The organism is Micromonospora sp. BRA006-A (assembly GCF_033433935.1).
Lineage (GTDB): Bacteria > Actinomycetota > Actinomycetes > Mycobacteriales > Micromonosporaceae > Micromonospora > Micromonospora aurantiaca.
Genome location: NZ_JANCLW010000001.1, coordinates 3,489,690 through 3,507,357, shown reverse-complemented (window position 1 = coordinate 3,507,357; position 17,668 = coordinate 3,489,690). Strand labels below are relative to the sequence as shown.

Here is a 17,668-nt window from a genome sequence, read left to right as displayed (position 1 = left end):
CTCGTCACGGGGTCTCCTCGCGCACCACCGCCACGCCGCCCGGCGCCACCGTCCACTCGCCGTCGACAGTCGCGCCGGTGAGCAGCTCGAACCCGGCGGCCGGCACCCGCTGCGGCCGGTCGGTGTGGTTGAGCAGGTAGAGCAGGCCGTCGTGGCGGCGTACCGCCTCGACACCCTCGGGCGCGCCGGGACAGGCCGGGGTCACGCCGGCGAGCCCTGCCGCCTCGGTGAGCAGTCGCCGGTAGGTGTCGTCGTCGGGGCGGGTGGAGACGTACCAGGCGTACGCGTCGCCGACCCGGTTCCGGGTGATCGCGGGCCGCCCGTCCAGTGCTCCCCCGGCGTACGCGCTGACCGTCTCCGCGCCGGCCGGGTGCACCGTCTCGGACCAGATCCGGCCGGTCCCGCCGCCGGTCAGCGGCACGTGTTCGTCGTCGGCGAGGGGGTGGAACTCCTCCACCCGCACGCCGAGCAGGTCTCGGTACGCGCCCGGGTAGCCGCCGAGGCGTACCCGGGCGTGCTCGTCGGCGACGCCGCTGAGCCAGGTCACCAGCAGGTGCCCGCCGTCGTGGACGTGCCGGCGTACCCAGTCGACTGTGGCGTCGGAGGCCAGGTAGAGGGCGGGGAGCACGAGGAGCCGGCAACCGTCGAGCGGGGCGCCGGGCGGCACCACGTCGGCGGTGACGCCCGCGTGCCACAGGGCCCGATGCGCAGCGGCCGCCTCGCCGGGGTGGTCGAGTGCGTCGCGGGGCATCCCCGGGTGCCGCAGTGCCCAGCCGCTCGCCGCGTCGTACGCGATGGCCACCGCCGCCTGGACGCGGCCCGGCGCGGTCCCGGCGAGCCGGCCCAGCGCGGCGCCCAGGTCGGCGGCCTCGCGGAACACGCGGGTGTCCGCCCCGGCGTGCGACACCACCGCGGAGTGGAAGCGTTCCGCCCCACCGGCCGGTGCGCGCCACTGGAAGAACATCACGCCGGCGGAGCCGCGCGCGACGTGGGCGAGGCTGTGCCGGGTCATCCGGCCGGGTTCCTTTGTGTGCATGCGCCCGGCGGTGTGGATCTGGTTGGGGGCGCTCTCCATCAGCAGCCACGGAACCGGACGGCCGGCGCCGTGGCGGGCCCAGCCGCGGGCCAGGTCGGCGGCGAACGCGGTCTGCTCCTCGGCGCCCGCGCCGGTGGCGGACGGGTAGTGGTCGACCGCGACCAGGTCGACCTCGCGGGCCCAGCGGGCGTGGTCGACGGGCACCCAGTCGCCGAGCACGTAGTTGGTGGTGACCGGCACCGCCGGGTTCGCCGCGCGCAGCAGGTCCCGCTGCTCGGTGTACGCGGACAGCAGCGTGTCGGACCAGAAGCGGCGGAAGTCGAGCAGCTGGCCGGGGTTGGCGAGGTACTGGGTGGCGCGGGGCGTGCCGACCTGCGCCCAGTCGGAGTAGTGCTGGCTCCAGAAGCTGGTGACCCAGGCGTCGTTGAGTGCGTCGAGGTCGCCGTAGCGGGTGGCCAGCCAGCGGCGGAACGCCGCCTCGGTGTGCGGGCAGTGGCAGGTGGTGCCGTACTCGTTGTGCACGTGCCACAGCGCCAGCGCCGGGTGGTGCGCGTACCGGGCGGCCAGCACCTCGGCGATGCTCCGGGCGGCCTCCCGGTACGCGGGCGCGGCGGCGCAGTAGGTGTCGCGGCTGCCGTGGGTCAGGCGTACGCCGTCGGCGGTGACCGGCAGCGCGTCCGGGTGGCGCAGCGAGAACCACGGCGGCGGCGACGCGGTGGGGGTGGCCAGCGCGGCCCGGATGCCGCCCGCGTGCAGCAGGTCCAGCACGTCGTCGAGCCAGTCGAGCGTGTGGCGGCCGGGTTCGGGTTCCAGCCGGGACCAGGCGAACACGCCGACGGTGACGAGGTTGACCCCGGCGGCGCGCATCAGGGCGACGTCCTCGCGCCACACGTCGGGCGGCCACTGCTCCGGGTTCCAGTCCCCGCCGTAGCAGAGCCGGCCGTCGTCCCACGGCGTTTTAGTTGGCATCCCGGCCAAAATAGGAACAGGTGAGAAGGAAAGTCAATGCCGTCGATCATTGACAGTTAGTTGGGCTTCCAAAGAAACTGGCGGGACCGCCCGTGGACGCCGCGAGGAGACGCCCATGCCGTACCGCCCGCCGCTGGTCCCGTACGAGACGTTCGTGGCCGACCCGCCCGACCTGCCGGTCCGCGCCCCCGGCGAGGAGGGCGCCGACGACGTGCTGCGGGCCGCTGTGGCCGCGACCGACGCGCACGGCGTCACGCTCACCGCGACCTGCGCGTCCGGTCGCACGCTTGTCGCGCGCGTCGAGGTCGCCGGGGACGGGATCATCCGGGTACGCCTCGCCGACGACCTCGCCGTCCGCAGCCGGTCCGCAGCAGCGCTGACGCTGGTCCACCCGCAGCCGCACCCGGCCACCGTGACAGTGGCCGACGGGCACGTCCGGGTGGGCGCCGGCGGCGTGGTCGCCGAGGTGCGCCTGGACCCGTGGGGGCTGCGCTTCGTCACCCCCGACGGGCGGCTGCTGCTGGCCGCCGACGGCGGTACGCGGGACATCAGCGGTCGGCGCCGTACGCTGCCGCTCGGCCGCTCCACTGTCGACGGCGAGCCGGCCGCCTGGCACGAGAGCTTCGTGGCACCAGGCGACGAACGGTTCGTCGGCTTCGGCGAGAAGTTCACGCCGCTGGACAAGCGCGGCCAGCGACCGCTGATGTGGAACTTCGACGCGTTCGGCGGCGAGTCCGACCGTTCGCACAAGAACGTGCCGTTCTACCTGTCCGACCGCGGCTACGGCGTCCTGGTCGACAGCGGGCTGCCGGTGCAGTTCGACGTCTGCGCGAGCACGCACAGCAGCGTGCAGATCCTCGTCCCGGACGACCTGCTCGACTACTACGTGCTGGCCGGACCCACACCGGAGCGGGTGCTCGACCGGCTCGACGCGCTGACCGGGCGGCCGTACCTGCCGCCGAGGTGGGCGTTCGGCGCGTGGATCTCGTCCGGCTTCTTCCCGGACACCCAGCAGCGGGTGCTGGAACGGGCCCGGCGCATCCGCGAGCGGGACATCCCCTGCGACGTGCTGCACCTCGACTGCTACTGGCAGGTCGCCGGGCACTGGTCGGACCTGCGCTGGGACGCCGACGCCTTCCCCGACCCGGACGGCATGCTCAAGGACCTCACCGCGCAGGGCTTCCGGGTGTGCCTGTGGATGAACCCGTACCTGATGACCGGCAGCCCGCTCTACGCCGACGCCGAGGCCGCCGGGTACTTCCTGCGCCGCCCGGACGGCGGCACGTACGTCGCCGACACCTGGCACGGCAGCTACCCGGAATGCGCCATCGTGGACCTCACGAATCCCGCAGCGGTGCGCTGGTTCCAGGGCCTGCTGCGGCCGCTGCTGGCGCAGGGCGTCGCGGCGTTCAAGACCGACTTCGCCGAGGGCGTACCTGCGGACGCGGTCGCGCACAACGGCATGACCGGCGTGGAACTGCACAACGTGTACGCGCTGCTGTTCAACGACGCGGTCGCCGACGTCACCGAGGAGGTGGCCGGGCACCGCACCGTGTGGGCGCGCTCCTCGTACCTGGGCGGGCAGCGGCACAGCGCCCAGTGGAGCGGCGACGTCAACGCCACCTGGCCCGGCATGGCCAGCACGCTGCGCGGCGGCCTGTCCCACGGGCTGTCCGGCGTGCCGTTCTGGAGCCACGACACCGGCGGCTTCCACGGCACCCCCGAACCGGACCTGTACGTGCGCTGGACCCAGTTCGGCGCGCTCTCCCCGCTGGTACGGCTGCACGGCACCACCAGCCGGCTGCCGTGGGAGTTCCCGCCCGAGGCGGAACGGCACGCGGTGGACGCGCTGCGGCTGCGCTACCGGCTGCTGCCGTACCTCTGGTCGGCGGCGGTGGCGAGCGCCCGCACCGGCGGACCGATGCTGCGGGCGCTGCTCGTCGACACCCCGGACGACCCGGCCGCCTGGACCGCCGACCTCCAGTACCGCCTCGGCCCCGACCTGCTGGTGGCGCCGGTGCTCGACCCGTCCGGCGAACGCGCCGTCTACCTGCCGGCGGGCGACGACTGGCTCGACGCGTACACCGGGCAGCGGCACCCCGGCGGCCGGCACCTGCGGGTGCGCGTGCCCCTCGATCGGCTGCCGCTGTACGTGCGGCACGGCGCGCTGATCCCCACTGTGGCGCCCGCGCCGACGGTCGGGACCGGCCCGTTCCGGGACGTCACGCTGGTGGCCTGGGGCGGCGTCGACGGCGTGAGCGTGGTGCGGGATCCCGACGGCGACACCACGATCACCGCCGTACGCGACGGCGACACGCTGCGTGTACGCGTGGACGGGCCGCTGGACGTGCGGCGGGTCAGCGTGGTCGGGGAGGACCCGCCGCGCCGGGTGGTGCTCGACGGCGAGCCGGTCCCGGTGACGCCGTTCGCGCCGTGGTTCGGCGGCCCGGCCCGGCCGGCCGGACTCTCGCCCATTTAGTTTAAGCTGTAGCCGAACTCGGGCCGGGCGCAGGAGGCGGGCAGTACGTGATCAGCATCGACCGGCCGACGGCCGACCTCGGCGACGTGCGGGTGACCAACCGCGCCGCCGTACTCCGGCACGTCCGCCGCCACGCCCCCTGCTCCCGGGCCGACGTCGCCGCGCGCACCGGGCTGAACAAGGCCACCGTCTCCAGCCTGGTCGCCGAACTGATCGAGCACGGCCTGCTGCGCGAGACCGGGCTGACCGAGAACCGGGTGGGCCGCCCGGCCACCATGCTGGTGCTCGACGGCTCCCGCTACGCCGGGCTCGGCCTGCGCGTCGGCGCGGACGAACTGGTGGCGGTCGCCGCCGGACTGGGCGGCGACCCGGTGCTCACCTGGCGGCGCGCGTTCCCCGCCGCCACCGCCGGTCCCGACGAGACGGTGAAGGCGCTCGCCGCGCTGGTCCGGCGGGCCGTCACCCGCATCGGCGCCGACCGCACCGTGCTCGGCCTGACCGTCGCCGTACCAGGGCTCGTCGACCCGGACGGCGACGTGCCGGCCGCCCCGGCGCTCGGCTGGCGCGGCGTGCCGCTTGCCGCGTCGGTGCGCCGCGCGCTGCGCGATCCGGGTTTCCCCGTCGCCGTCGACACCGAGGCCAACCTCGCCGTGCTGGCCGAGCGGCGGCACGGCCCGTACGCCGCCACCACCGACCTGGTGCACCTCACCGGCGGCCCCGCGATCGGCGCGGGCCTCATCAGCGGCGGCCGGCTGCTGCGCGGCGGCCGCGGCTTCGCCGGCGACGTCGGGCACCTGCCGCTGGCCGCTGACGGGCCGCCCTGCGACTGCGGGCGGCGCGGCTGCCTCACCGCGCTCCTCGGCGTGGACGCGGTGATCGGCCGGCTGCTACCGGACGCCGGGCCGGTCACCGACCACCTGCCGGAGATCGAACGGATCCAGGCCCTGGCCCGCGCCGGGAACGAGCCGGTACGGACCGGGCTCACCGAGATCGGCCGGCTGCTCGGGCAGGCGGCATCGGTGCTGTCCGGGCTGCTCGACCCGGAGGTGGTGGTGGTCGGCGGCCACCTGGCGGCGCTCGCACCGTGGCTGCTGCCGGCCGCCCACGCCGAACTCGCCGCCCGCACACCCGTCCCGCCCGGCGTACGACTGGAGGCCAGCACGCTCGGGTCCGCGGCCGGCGCGCTGGGCGGGGCCACCGCCGCACTGGCCACAGTGGAGGCAGGACGCCTGCCCGCCGGATGACCCCTTGACCGCACCCGCCGGAAGGTGTCAACCTCGGTAGCGCCGCGTTCCGGGACCGGGCAACCTGCGAAGCGGCGTGTTTCTCGGCGGTTGTCGAAGCGCTTCACCACCGCTCCGGGCCGACACCGCCGACCCCCACCACCACCCCTTTTCGCGTACGCGCCGCCGCATCACCGGCTCGTTCGTCGAAGCGCTTCGACGAACGAGTGGCGGCCCGAACGCCGACCGGAGGCGCCCACCATGACCGACCCCGTCCCCCACCGCCTCGACGACCTGCTGGCCCGGCTCACCCTGCCGGAGAAGCTCGGCCTGCTGCACCAGTGGCAGGCGCCGGTGCCCCGGCTCGGCCTGCGCGCGTTCCGCACCGGCACCGAGGCGCTGCACGGCGTCGCGTGGCTCGGCACCGCCACCGTCTTCCCGCAGGCGATCGGCCTGGCCGCGAGCTGGAACCCGGACCTGATCCGGGCGGTCGGGGCCGCCGTCGGCGACGAGGTACGGGTCAAGCACCGGACCGACCCGGACCGCGTCGGCCTCAACGTGTGGGCGCCGGTGGTCAACCCGCTGCGCGACCCCCGATGGGGACGCAACGAGGAGGGCTGGTCCGAGGATCCGTGGCTGACCGGCCGGCTCGCCACCGCTTACGCGCTCGGGTTGCGCGGCGACCACCCGATCCGGCTGCGGACCGCGCCGACGCTCAAGCACTTCCTCGGCTACAACAACGAGACCGACCGGGCCACCACCTCCAGCGACCTGCCGCCGCGGGTGCTGCACGAGTACGAGCTGCCCGCCTTCCGCGCTCCCCTGGCGGCGGGTGCGGCGGTGGCGGTGATGGCGTCGTACAACCTGGTCGACGGCGTACCGGCGCACCTGAGCCCGCTCATCGAGGGTGAGCTGCGCGGCTACGCCGACGACGAGATCTTGGTGGTCGGTGACGCCGGGGCGGTCGGCAACATCGCCGGCGTGCAGGAGTACCTGCCCGACCACGTGGCAGGCTTCGCCGCCGCGCTGCGCGCCGGGATCGACAGCTTCACCGAGGACGACGAGGACAGCGCCCCCACAGTGGAACGTCTCACCGAGGCGCTGGCGCGCGGGCTGATCGAGCCCTCCCACGTGGACCGGGCGGTGCGGCGGATCCTGTCCGTGCGGTCGCGGCTGGGCGACCTGGCCCCGGACCCGCACGACGACGTGCCGCCGGACACGCTCGACAGCCTCGCCCACCGGGAACTCGCCCGGGAGGCCGCCCGTCAGTCGGTGGTGCTGCTGCGCAACGACGGCCTGCTGCCGCTGCGTCCCGGCACCCGGGTCGCGGTGCTCGGCCCGCTCGCCGACACCGTGCTGACCGACTGGTACAGCGGCACCCCGCCGTATGCGATCAGCCCGTACGCCGGGCTGCTCGGGCGGCTGCCCGCGGTGACCACCCACTCGGGCATGGACCGGATCACCCTGCACGTCGGTGACCGGGCGGTACGCCTCGACGACGGCCTGCTGGCGCTCGGCAGCACGGCGGCCGAGTTCGACGTGGTCGACTGGGGGCAGGACGTGGTGGCGCTGCGCGCCGTGGACACCGGCCGGTACGTCGGCGCCGACGACACCGGAGCCCTCGTGGCCGACCGTGACGGACCGGGCGGCTGGGTGGTCCGCGAGACGTTCCGCCTGCACCACCGGCCCGACGGCACCGCGCTGCTGCACCACCTCGCCAGCGGCCGGCACGTCGGCGTCACACCGGACGGACGGCTGAGCGTCGCCACCGGCGACCCGGCCGTGTTCACCGTGACGCTGCTCGTCGACGGTGCCGCCGCTGCCGCCGCGCTCGCGGCCGGCGCCGACGTGGCGGTGGTGGTGCTCGGCAACCACCCGATGGTCAACGGCCGGGAGACCGAGGACCGCGCCGACCTGGCGCTGCCCACCGGCCAGGCGGAGCTGCTGCGGGCCGTGCACGCCGCGAACCCGCGTACCGTGCTGGCGCTGACCAGCAGCTACCCGTACGCGGTGGGCTGGGCGCAGGAGCACGTGCCGGCGGTGCTGTGGAGCGCCCACGGTGGACAGGAACACGGCAACGGGCTGGCAGACGTGCTGCTCGGCGCCGCCGACCCGGGCGGACGGCTCACCCAGACCTGGTACGCCGACGCCGCCGAACTGCCCGACCTGCTCGACTACGACGTCATCGGCGCCGACGCCACGTACCTCTACCACCGGGGTGAGCCGCTGTACCCGTTCGGGCACGGCCTCAGCTACGCCACGTTCGACTACGCTGACCTCCGGTTGAGCACCACCACGGCGCGCGCCGGCGAGGAGGTGGAGGTGAGCGTCGAGGTCACCAACACGGGCCGTCGGCCGGGCACCGAGGTCGTGCAGCTCTACACCCGGCAGCGGCGCTCCCGGGTCAAGCAGCCGCTGCGGCAGTTGCGCGACTTCGCCCGCGTCACGCTCGACCCGGGCTGCGCCGCCCGGGTGACGCTGCGGCTGCGTACCGCCGATCTGGCCTGGTGGGACGAGACCCGCGCCGCGATGGTGGTGGAGGACGCCGTCCACTCCGTGCTCGCCGGCCGATCCGCGCGCGACATCCGGCTCGCCGGCACGCTGACCGTGACCGGCGGCGACGCCACCGCCGAGCCGGCGGACTCCCGCATCGGAGCGGCCCGGTGAGCGGGCGCACCCCGGGTGAGCAGGTCACCATCGCCGATGTGGCCCGGCACGCCGGGGTGGCCGCCAGCACCGTGTCGTACGTGCTCAGCGGCAAACGCACCATCTCCGCCACCACCCGCGGGCGGGTGCTCGCCAGCATCCGCGCGCTCGGTTACCACCCGCACGCCGGGGCCCGCGCGCTGGCCAGCCGCAAGGCGAACGTGATCGCGCTGGTGCTGCCGCTGCGTACCGGCATGCAGGTGCCCGTGGTGATGCGGTTCGCCACCGCCGTGGTCACCACCGCCCGCCGCCACGACCACGACGTGCTGCTGGTCACCGCCGACGAGGGACCGGCCGGGCTGCACCGCATCGCCGGCAGCGCGCTCGTCGACGGCGTGCTGCTGATGGACGTGGAACTGGAGGACTCCCGGGTGCCGCTGCTGCGCGAGCTGGCGCTACCCGGCGTCCTGATCGGGCACCCCGCCGACAGCACCGGGCTGGCCTGCGTGGACCTCGACTTCCGGCGCGCCGGTGAGCTGTGCGTGGAACACCTGGCTGCCGCCGGGCACCGGCGGATCGCGCTGCTCGGCGCCCCGGCGGCGGTCTACGACCGGGGCACCGGGTTCGCCCACCGCACCCGCGCCGGGGTACGCGCCGCGGCCGAGCGGCTCGGCGTCGACGCGGTGACCCGTCCCTGCGAGGAGGGACCGGCAGCGGTACGCCGCGATCTGGAGGCGCTGCTCGCCGACCACCCGGATGTCACCGGGCTGGTGGTGCAGAACGAGTCGGCGGTCGGGCCGGTGCTCGCCACGCTGCCGCTGCTGGGCCGCCGGGTGCCCCGCGACGTGTCGGTGGTCGCGATCTGCCCGGACGAGCTGGCCGAACAATCAGGGCTCACCTGCGTACCGGTGCCCGCCGAGGAGGTCGGCCGGCAGGCGGTGGCGTTGCTGATGCGGCGGTTGACCGGCGAGCCGGTGCCGGAGGTGACGTTGCTGGAACCGCACCTGACGGTGCGGGACACCAGCGCCGCCCGGTGACGGCGCATCGCATCCACGACACCGCGCCGGCCGGCGACTGGACGGACGCCTTCCTCACCGGCAACGGCGAGCTGGGACTGATGGTCCTCGGGCGGCCGCACGCGGAACGGATCGTGGTGAACCACCACCGGCTCGTCCTGCCGAACGGCACCCGGGACGCCCGCGCGCCCGAGCTGGCCGGCCGGATGCCGCACATCCGCGCGCTGGTGCTCGCCGGACGCCGGGCCGAGGCCGCCCGGCTGCTCACCGGCGGCCGGGAACTGGAGTGGACCCAGTCGTTCCACCCCGGGTACGCGCTCACCGTCGACGCGCCGCCCGGACCGGTACGCGGCTACCGGCGCGGCACCGACTTCACCAGCGGGGAGGTGACCGTCGAGTGGCCGGGCGGGCGGCGGCGCTGCTTCGCCTCCCGCGCCGACGGTGTCGCGGTGCTGCACCTCGACCAGGGCGACTGCGTGGTCGGGGCGACGGGTGAGCTGCCCGGCAAGCCGGCCGACGTGGTCTATGAGCGCGCCGCGTACCGCCGCGACGGGCTGGTGTTCCTGCGCGTACGCGCCCGCTACCCGGACGCCGGTGGCGCGTGGGGGTTCGAGGGGCTGACCCTGCTGCGCGGCGACGTGACCGTCGACGGCGACCGGGTGCGGCTACGCGGACCGGCGCTGCTCACCACGCTCGTCGACCGGCCCGACGCGCCGCCGTGGCGTACCCGGGCGTCGGAACGACGGCTCGCCGCGCTGGCCGCCGACTACGGCACGCTGCTGGCGCGGCACGTGCCGCGCCATCGCGGTCCGTACACCCGGGTCGGCCTGGACCTCGGCGTGGCCGCCGCCGACCGGGCGCTACCCGTGGGTGAGCTGCTGGCCCGGCAGGCCGCCGCGCCGGACCGGCTGGACCCGGCGCTGCTGGAACGGCTGTTCCACTCCGGCCGGTACCTGCTGTTCAGCGCCAGCGGGGTGTTGCCGCCCCGGCTGACCGGGCTGTGGCTGGGCTCGTGGGACGCGGCGTGGGCCGGTGACTTCACCACCGACGCGAACCTGAACCTCCAGCTCGCGGGCGCGAACGTGGGCGCGCTGCCGGAGGTGACAGCCGCGCACGCCCGGCTGGTCGCCGCGCAGGTGGACCACTGGCGCGCCAACGCCCGGGCGGTGTACGGGGCACGCGGGCTGCTCGCGCCCAGCCGCACCGACGGCGAGCACGGGCACCTGTTCCACGTCCACCCCGACTGGCCGTTCACCGCGTGGCTGGCCGGCGCGGACTGGTTGCTGCACCCGCTGCACGAACACCACCTGGTCACCGGTGAGCCGCTGGGCGAGGTGGCCGGCTGGCTGGCCGAGGTGGCGGACTTCTTCGCCGACGTGCTGACCGCGGTGGGCGGGCGGCCCGCGCTGGTGCCGTCGTACTCGCCGGAGACCGGCCCGTACGACGACACCGGCCGGGCCGCGCCGGTCGCCGTCAACGCCACGATGGACGTCGCGGCGGCCCGGCACGCGCTGCGGCTGGCCGCCGAGGTCACAGGCGACGACAGGTGGGCCGGGGTGCGGCCGCCGGACTACCTGGTGGACGGGCGTGGCGCGCTCGCCGAGTGGGCGTGGCCGGGCAGCACCGGCGACGAGGACCACAGGCACGTCAGCCACCTGTATCCGGTGTGGCCGCTGCACGAGATCGACAGGGACGACACCCCGGAGCTGGCCGCCGCCGCGCACCGGGCGCTGACGCTGCGCGGCGACGAGAACCGGTCCGCGCACGGCAGCCTGCACCGGGCGCTGGCGGCGGCACGGCTGCGCGACGGCGACCTGGTCGCGGCGAACCTGCGCAAGATCCTCGGCGCGGACATGTTCTTCCGGTCGCTGATGAGCGCGCACAACCCGGGCCGGACCACGTACAACGCCGACGCCGCGCACGCGCTGCCGGCGGTGCTGATCGAGTCGCTCGTGCAGTCGCGCCCGGGGACGCTACGGCTGCTCCCCGCGCCGCTACCGGGCCTGCCCGCCGGAACGCTGCGCGGCGTCACCTGCCGGGGCCGGGTCACCGTCGAGGAGCTGACCTGGGCGCCGGGCCGGGTGCGGGCGCGACTGGTGACGCCGGTGGCGCAGCGCGTCGTCGTGCACGCGCCCGGCGGCCACCGTGCGGTGGATCTGGTCCAGGACCGGCCGTACGAGGTGGCGTTCGGCTAGAGGTTGTCGGGCTGGTGCAGCGCCGGATGGCTCTCCCCCGGCGCGGCGTACCACGGCGGGGCGTCGTCGGTGAGCGCGGTGCCGATCCGCAGCCGCGCCCAGTCGTCCAGGTCGGGCAGCGCGTCCGGGGCGAACCAGGCCACCGCCAGCGACTCGTCACCGTCGGCCGCCGGCGCCCCGCCGACCGCCCGGCAGCGGAACCAGATGTTCAGGTACTCGCAGGCGTCGCCGTTCGGATAGACCACCGGGTGGGTGGCGACACCGGCGAGCCGGTCGATCGCCACCTTGACGCCGGTCTCCTCGTGGACCTCCCGCACCAGCGCGTCGGCCGGCTGCTCGCCCGGGTCGACGGTGCCGGCCGGGACCGACCAGCGGCCGTTGTCGCCCCGGCGGGCAAGCAGCACCCGTCCCGCGTCGTCGGTGACCACGCCGCTGACGCCGTACAGCATGAGCAGGTCGTGGCCGACGTGGCGGCGCAGCCGGGCGATGTAGGGCGAGACGGCCATGCCGAGCAGGCTACCGGCGGTCCTGCCGGTGCCGCCGGACCATGCCTTCGGCCAGCGCCGCACCGTCCAGGTCACCGGCGGCCAGCCGTCCGGCGACGGTACGGCGCACCATCCGGTCGGCCAGCGCGGGTGCGTGCCGGGCCAGCGCCAGTTCGATCCGGCCGCGCCGGGTGGTGGCCACGTCCCGTGGCGCGCGCCGGGCGGTGGCGGCGCGCAGGATCGCCGCCACGACCCCCTCGACCGGCTCCGGGCGGGACACCCCGCTCAGCGACAGCCCGGCCGCCACGGTGCTGTCGTGGATCGGGGAGGCGACCATGCTCGGGTAGACGACGCTGACGCCCACGTGGGTGCCTACTTCGTGGCGCAGCGCGTCGGCGTACGCGACGAGCGCCCGCTTGCTGACCCCGTACGCGGCTGCGAGGGGCAGCGGCAGCACCGCCATCCGGCTGGCCACGAAGATCACCCGGCCGCGGGCCGCCTCCAGGGCCGGCATCGCGGCGGCGGTGGTGCGCCAGGCGGCGAGCAGGTTCACCTCGATCTGGCGGCGTACCACCTCGTCCGGCGGCAGCTCGGCGGGCGCGGGTCCGCCCACCCCGGCGTTGTTGACGAGCAGATCCAGCCCGCCTAGCCGGTCGACGGCCGCGGCCACCGCCGGTGGCGTCGCGGCCGGGTCGGTCAGGTCGACGCCGAGTACCGGCGGTGTGGCGTCGAGGTCGGCGTGCAGGTCCAGCCCGACCACGCGCGCCCCGGCGGCGGTGAGGGCGGCACCCAGGTGCTGCCCGAACGTGCCTCGGGCGCCGGTGACCAGCACCCGACGACCGGCCAGCCCGGTGCCGCGCGCCGGCACGTTCGTGCCGGGCCGTTCACGGCCTGCCGCGCTCATCGCGCCGCTCCCGCGCGGCGCCGGCCGGCGGCCAGTTCGCGGCCCAGTTCGGCCAGGTAGACGTCGAAGTCGACGCGCATGTGCGGGCGGCGCTGCCCCCACCGGGCGGTGGCGGCGCGCAGCTCGTCGCGGCAGGCGGCGGCCTGCCGGGCCGGGTCCGGTGGCGTCCAGGTGCCGGCCAGTCGCGCGGCCACCAGCCGGGCCTGCGCCTCGACCAGGGGGAACGCCGCGCCGGTGGACTGCATGAGCCCGACGAACGCCAGACCGGGGGCGTCCAGGTGGAACACGTGCCGGTACAGCGGCAGCCGGTCGGCGCCGTCGCCGAGCAGCGCCGGGTCGAGGAACGGCATCTCGACCCGGTAGCCGGTGCACCAGACGACCAGGTCGACCTCGTCGTGGCGGCCGTCGGTGAACTCGACCCGGTCGCCGTCGAAGCGGGTGATGCCGGGCCGGGCCTGGATGTCGCCGTGGGTGAGCCGGGACAGCAGCGCGTCGGACAGCGTCGGGTGGTCCTGGAGGAAGCCGTGCGCCGGTGCGGGCAGCCCGTACCGGGTGGGCGGCCCGACCGCAGTGGTGATCATGGTCTGGCTGATCCGCTGCCGCAGCCGCCAGGGCAGCCGGCGCGCCAGCGCGCCGTTGAGCGTGTCCGACGGGCAGCCGAGCAGGTACTTCGGCACCACCCAGACGCCGCGGCGCAGCGACAGCAGCGTGCGCGCGGCGGCGTACGAGGCGTCCACGGCGATGTCCATGGCGGAGTTGCCGCCGCCGACCACGAGGACGCGGCGCCCGGCGAGCTGTTCCGGGCTGCGGTAGTCGTGGCTGTGCATCTGCTCGGCGGTGCACTCGCCCGGGTACGGCTCGGGTCGCTTCGGCACCCGGTTGTGCCCGTTGGCGACCACCACCGCCTCGACGTCGACATCGACCGGGCCGTCCGGTCCGGTGGCGCGTACCCGCCAGCCGTCGCCGGTGCGGGTGACCCGCTCGACGGTGTGCCGCAGCCGTACCGCCTCGCGCAGCCCGAACCGGTCCGCGTAGTCACCGAGATAGCCGGCGACGCGGGTGTGGTCGGGGTAGTCGGGCCAGTCGGCGGGCATCGGGTGGTCGGCGAACTCGGTGCGTCCCTTACTGGTGTTCAGGTGCAGCGTGCGGTACGCGGGCGAGCCGGGTGCGCCGTACACCCAGAGGCCGCCGAGCGTGTCCGCCGCCTCGAACGCCACGGCCGGGACACCGGCGTCGGCGAGCGCCTTGAGCGTGGCCAGCCCGGCGGCTCCGGCGCCGACGACAGCGACCCTGGGTGTGGCCATACCCGCCTCCTAAATCCAACGACCGATGGATAATCCCCGGAGCGCGGGCCGGCGTCAAGGGCGGGTGTCTCCCGGGCCGCCGGCGTACAGCGCGTCGAGGAACCGGTGCACGAACGCCCGGAACTCCCGCCGCTCCCGCGCCCCCGAGCCGGTCCCGGCGGCGATCGCCACCACGTGCCCGTGCACCGCCCAGACCAGGGAACGCACCGTCACGTGCGGGGTCGGCTCGGTCAGCGCGCCGGCTCCGGACGCCGCCACCAGCAGCTCCTCGACCAGCCCGTACAGCGGGGCGGCGTAACGGCGGTCCAGCTCGCCGTGCCGCTGCGGCTCCAGCCAGCGGCGCAGCCACAACGCGGTCGTCTCCGGCCGGTCCTCCAGGAAGTCGACGAACACGTCCAGCAGGTCGTGCAGCGCCCGCAGCGCGTCGTGCGGGCCCGCTGCCAGGGCCGCCCGGGCGCGTTCCCCGGCCGCCTCGATGACCTCCCGCTCGGCGCTGAACACCCGGGCGAAGCAGGCGTCGTAGAGCTGCGCCTTGGTGCCGGTGTGGTGCACGACGGTGGCCGCGTCCACGCCCGCCGCGGCGGCGACGTCGCGGACGCTCACCGCGTCGAAGCCCCGCTCGGCGAACAACGCGGTGGCGACGGTGAGCACCAGGTCACGGGTCGGCCGCTGGTCGTCGCGGCGGGGCCGGCCCGGACGGCGGCGGGGCGTGGTCATCCGGCCATTGTTACCCCTACAATCCAGCATCCGTTGGATTGGGGGCGGCGCGCCCCGAGGACAGGAGACCGCCATGACCGGGCTGGATCAGCGCTCCGACGCGGTCACCCTGCCGCGCGGCCCGCTCGCCGGGTTCGCCACCGGCTCGCTCGGCATGGGCGTGTGGGTCACCGTGCCCGGGCTGCTGCTGCTCTACTTCCTGACCGACGTGCTGGCCGTCGCGCCGTGGCTGGCCGGGCTCACGCTGCTGCTGCCGAAGATCGCCGACGTGCTGCTGCACCCGTGGATCGGGCACCGCTGCGACGTGGAGCAGGCCCGCCGGGGTCACCGTCGTCGGCTGCTGCTGGCCGGATGCGCGCTGCCGCTGGCGTTCGCCGCCCTGTTCGCGGTGCCCGGCGGCCTCACCGGCACCGCCGCGGCGGGCTGGGTGGCGGTGTTCTTCGTCGTCGGCAACCTGCTGTTCGCCGCGTACCAGGTGCCCTACCTGGCGACCCCGGCGGACCTGCGGATCGGCTACCACGAGCGGACCCGGCTGATGGCGTTCCGGATGGTGGTGCTGACGCTCGGCATCCTGGTCTCCGGGCTGCTCGCGCCGCTGCTGGCCGGCGGTGACGACGCCACCCGCGACGGTTACCTGCGGATGGGGGTGGTGCTGGCGGCCGGGATGCTCGCCGCGATGCTGGTCGGTGTCGCCGGGATCGGCCGGCTGCGCCGTACCGCCGCCGACACGGCCCCGCCGCACGGCCCGGGCGGGTGGCGGGCGCTGGCGGCGAGCCTGCGGGACCGGCAGTTCCGCTGGCTGGTCGGCGCGTACCTGGCCATGTCCACCACCACCCACCTGGTGCTCGCCGGGGTGCCCTACTACGCCGAGTACGAGCTGGGCCGTCCCGGGCTCACCACGGTGCTGGTGGCCGCGTTCGTCGCACCGGCGCTGCTGGTCACCCCCGGCTGGCTGGCGGTGGCGCGGCGGATCGGCAAGCAGCGTGCCCTGCTCGCCGGGCAGGCCGCGTTCGCCGTCGGGTCGCTGGTGCTGGCGATCGGCCGTCCCGCCGGACTGCCGGTGCTGGTGGCCGCCGTGGCGGTGCTCGGGGTGGCGTTCGCCGGCATGCAGCTGCTGCCGTTCTCCATGCTGCCCGACGTGATCCGCGCGGCCGGCGGCACCGAGCGGGCCGGCACGTACACCGGGGTGTGGACCGCGACCGAGGCCACCGGCGCCGCGCTCGGCCCGTACGCGTACGCGCTGTGCCTCGCCGCCGGCGGGTTCGTGGCCTCGACCGCCGGGCAGACCGTGACCCAGTCCCCGGCCGCGCTGGACGCGCTGCGCTACGGCTTCGGGCTGCTGCCAGCCGCCGTGATGGTGGTCGCGGTGCTGCTGCAACGCCGCTACACCCTCGACGGCGCGGCCCGCGCGGACGCCGCCCACTAGACTTCGCCCCCGATGGACGCCGAGCCCGCCACCGACACCCGACCCTGCGCCCACTGCGGACGCGACGTGCCGCAGCGCGTCGGCGCGGGCCGCCCGTTCCGCTACTGCCGGGACAACGACGGCGCCTGCCAGCGGGCCGCCCGCAACTCGCGGATGCGTCACCGCAACTCCCCCGGCCTGCCCGGGCAGGTGGCGCGCACCTGGGAGGCGGTGGACCGGCTCGACCAGATCGTGGAGACGCTCACCGAGGCGCTGCACGCCGAACTGTCCCCGGCCGGTGTGGAGCGGCAGCTCGCCGAGCTGCGCGCGGAGACCGCCGCGCAGGTCGCCGCCGCGCACGCCGAACGCGACGAGGCCCGCCGCGAGGCCGAGGACGCGACCGCCGCGGCGGCCCGCGACCGGCAGCAGACCCGCACCGCGTACGCCGACCGCGACGCCGCCGCCGACCGCGCCGAACGGGCGCAGGTCACCGCGTCCGCCGCCGCCGAGCGGGCGGCCGCGGCGGAGGACGCCCGCGACGCGGCCCGCGCCGAGGCGGGCGCCGCGCAGGCGCTGCGGGTGCAGGCCGAACGCGACCGCGACTCCGCCCGGCACGAACTGCGCACGGTACGCACCGAACGCGACGCCGAACGCCGCCGGGCGGCCGAGGTGACCGCCGAGCGGGACGCCGCCCGCGCCGACGCCGAGCGGGCCACCCGCTCCGCCACCGAGGCCCTGGACCGGGCCGAACAGTCCCGCGCCGACGCGCAGGCCGCCCAGGGGCGGGCCACCGAGGCGGAGCGCGCGGCCCGGACCGCGACCGAGCGGGCCGACGCGCAGGTGGCCGCCGCGCGGCAGGCCCTCGCCGAACGGGACCGTGCCGACGCGGCACGCGCCGACGCCGAGGCGGCGCTGGAACGAGCCCGGGCCGAGGCGAGCGCGGCGATCGAGGCCGTCCGTGCCGAGGCTGCCGCTGTCGTCGAGCGCGCCCGTGCCGACGTGGCCGCCGCGGTGGAGCGGGCTGCCGCCCGTACCGCCGAACGGGACGCGCTGGCCGCGGAGCTGGCCGACGCGCGGCGGGCCGCGAGCGCCGCCGAGGCCCGGGCGGCCGACCTGGCCGCGCGGACGGCGGTGATCGAGGCCGACCGGGACGCCGCGCAGCGCCGGGCCGGGCAGCTCGCCGACCAGGTGAGCGATCTGGCGACGGCGCTGGCGCGACTCGGCACGCGTACCGGCTGAGGCGGCCACGGGCTGGGAACGGGGCAGCGCCGCAACCCTGCCGGCGGCGA

The 17,668-nt window shown here is 75.9% G+C and carries 12 protein-coding genes; 7 read left to right on the top strand and 5 right to left on the bottom strand.

Going from position 1 to position 17,668, the window contains the following annotated elements:
- Positions 1–4: 4 nt before the first annotated feature.
- Entirely contained in the window at positions 5–2,005 is a 2,001-nt protein-coding gene (locus NMK34_RS15835) for a beta-galactosidase (RefSeq protein WP_318334045.1), read from the bottom strand.
- A 115-nt stretch (positions 2,006–2,120) separates the two neighbouring features.
- Here NMK34_RS15835 and NMK34_RS15830 point away from each other — a divergent pair, with 115 nt between their 5' ends.
- The 5 genes from NMK34_RS15830 to NMK34_RS15810 all read left to right on the top strand — a co-directional run bounded on the left by NMK34_RS15830 (position 2,121) and on the right by NMK34_RS15810 (position 11,564).
- Positions 2,121–4,484 (top strand): TIM-barrel domain-containing protein, encoded by a 2,364-nt coding sequence (locus tag NMK34_RS15830; protein ID WP_318334044.1) that lies wholly within the window; start codon positions 2,121–2,123, stop codon positions 4,482–4,484.
- 47 nt (positions 4,485–4,531) lie between these two features.
- Entirely contained in the window at positions 4,532–5,728 is a 1,197-nt protein-coding gene (locus NMK34_RS15825) for an ROK family transcriptional regulator (protein WP_318334043.1), read from the top strand.
- 240 nt (positions 5,729–5,968) lie between these two features.
- Positions 5,969–8,374, top strand: coding sequence for a beta-glucosidase family protein (locus tag NMK34_RS15820; protein WP_318334042.1), 2,406 nt, complete (start codon positions 5,969–5,971; stop codon positions 8,372–8,374).
- On the top strand, positions 8,371–9,390 hold the full coding sequence (locus NMK34_RS15815; RefSeq protein ID WP_318334041.1) for a LacI family DNA-binding transcriptional regulator: 1,020 nt from the start codon (positions 8,371–8,373) through the stop codon (positions 9,388–9,390). The genes NMK34_RS15820 and NMK34_RS15815 overlap by 4 nt, the downstream gene beginning before the upstream one ends.
- On the top strand, positions 9,387–11,564 hold the full coding sequence (locus NMK34_RS15810) for a glycoside hydrolase family 95 protein (RefSeq protein ID WP_318334040.1): 2,178 nt from the start codon (positions 9,387–9,389) through the stop codon (positions 11,562–11,564). The genes NMK34_RS15815 and NMK34_RS15810 overlap by 4 nt, the downstream gene beginning before the upstream one ends.
- Here NMK34_RS15810 and NMK34_RS15805 read toward each other — a convergent pair.
- Genes NMK34_RS15805 through NMK34_RS15790 form a run of 4 tightly spaced genes read right to left on the bottom strand, consistent with a single transcriptional unit; the run spans position 11,561 to position 14,974 of the window.
- Complete coding sequence (locus NMK34_RS15805) at positions 11,561–12,070, bottom strand: NUDIX hydrolase (protein ID WP_030272300.1); 510 nt, start codon at positions 12,068–12,070, stop codon at positions 11,561–11,563. The two genes, NMK34_RS15810 and NMK34_RS15805, sit on opposite strands and share 4 nt — an antisense overlap.
- A 10-nt stretch (positions 12,071–12,080) precedes the next feature.
- Positions 12,081–12,953 carry an SDR family NAD(P)-dependent oxidoreductase gene (locus NMK34_RS15800; protein ID WP_318334039.1) on the bottom strand — a complete coding sequence of 291 codons (873 nt, stop codon included), beginning with the start codon at positions 12,951–12,953 and terminating at the stop codon, positions 12,081–12,083.
- Positions 12,950–14,257, bottom strand: a complete 1,308-nt coding sequence (locus NMK34_RS15795; protein ID WP_318334038.1) for a flavin-containing monooxygenase — start codon at positions 14,255–14,257, stop codon at positions 12,950–12,952. Before NMK34_RS15795 ends, NMK34_RS15800 begins: the two co-directional genes overlap by 4 nt.
- 54 nt (positions 14,258–14,311) lie before the next feature.
- Positions 14,312–14,974: a TetR/AcrR family transcriptional regulator gene (locus tag NMK34_RS15790; protein ID WP_318334037.1), complete on the bottom strand. Its 663-nt coding sequence runs from the start codon at positions 14,972–14,974 to the stop codon at positions 14,312–14,314.
- A gap of 73 nt (positions 14,975–15,047) precedes the next feature.
- Here NMK34_RS15790 and NMK34_RS15785 point away from each other — a divergent pair, with 73 nt between their 5' ends.
- Positions 15,048–16,400 (top strand): MFS transporter, encoded by a 1,353-nt coding sequence (locus NMK34_RS15785; protein ID WP_318334036.1) that lies wholly within the window; start codon positions 15,048–15,050, stop codon positions 16,398–16,400.
- Positions 16,401–16,412: 12 nt separating this feature from the next.
- Positions 16,413–17,618 carry a hypothetical protein gene (locus tag NMK34_RS15780; RefSeq protein ID WP_318334035.1) on the top strand — a complete coding sequence of 402 codons (1,206 nt, stop codon included), beginning with the start codon at positions 16,413–16,415 and terminating at the stop codon, positions 17,616–17,618.
- Positions 17,619–17,668: the final 50 nt, after the last annotated feature.

What these genes read in the sequence shown, in the direction of transcription:
- NMK34_RS15790 (WP_318334037.1), bottom strand. Translation starts at nt 14,974, where the DNA reads ATGACCACGCCCCGCCGCCGTCCGGGCCGGCCCCGCCGCGACGACCAG.
- NMK34_RS15820 (WP_318334042.1), top strand. Translation starts at nt 5,969, where the DNA reads ATGACCGACCCCGTCCCCCACCGCCTCGACGACCTGCTGGCCCGGCTC.
- NMK34_RS15795 (WP_318334038.1), bottom strand. Translation starts at nt 14,257, where the DNA reads ATGGCCACACCCAGGGTCGCTGTCGTCGGCGCCGGAGCCGCCGGGCTG.
- NMK34_RS15785 (WP_318334036.1), top strand. Translation starts at nt 15,048, where the DNA reads ATGACCGGGCTGGATCAGCGCTCCGACGCGGTCACCCTGCCGCGCGGC.
- NMK34_RS15800 (WP_318334039.1), bottom strand. Translation starts at nt 12,953, where the DNA reads ATGAGCGCGGCAGGCCGTGAACGGCCCGGCACGAACGTGCCGGCGCGC.
- NMK34_RS15835 (WP_318334045.1), bottom strand. Translation starts at nt 2,005, where the DNA reads ATGCCAACTAAAACGCCGTGGGACGACGGCCGGCTCTGCTACGGCGGG.
- NMK34_RS15780 (WP_318334035.1), top strand. Translation starts at nt 16,413, where the DNA reads ATGGACGCCGAGCCCGCCACCGACACCCGACCCTGCGCCCACTGCGGA.
- NMK34_RS15830 (WP_318334044.1), top strand. Translation starts at nt 2,121, where the DNA reads ATGCCGTACCGCCCGCCGCTGGTCCCGTACGAGACGTTCGTGGCCGAC.
- NMK34_RS15805 (WP_030272300.1), bottom strand. Translation starts at nt 12,070, where the DNA reads ATGGCCGTCTCGCCCTACATCGCCCGGCTGCGCCGCCACGTCGGCCAC.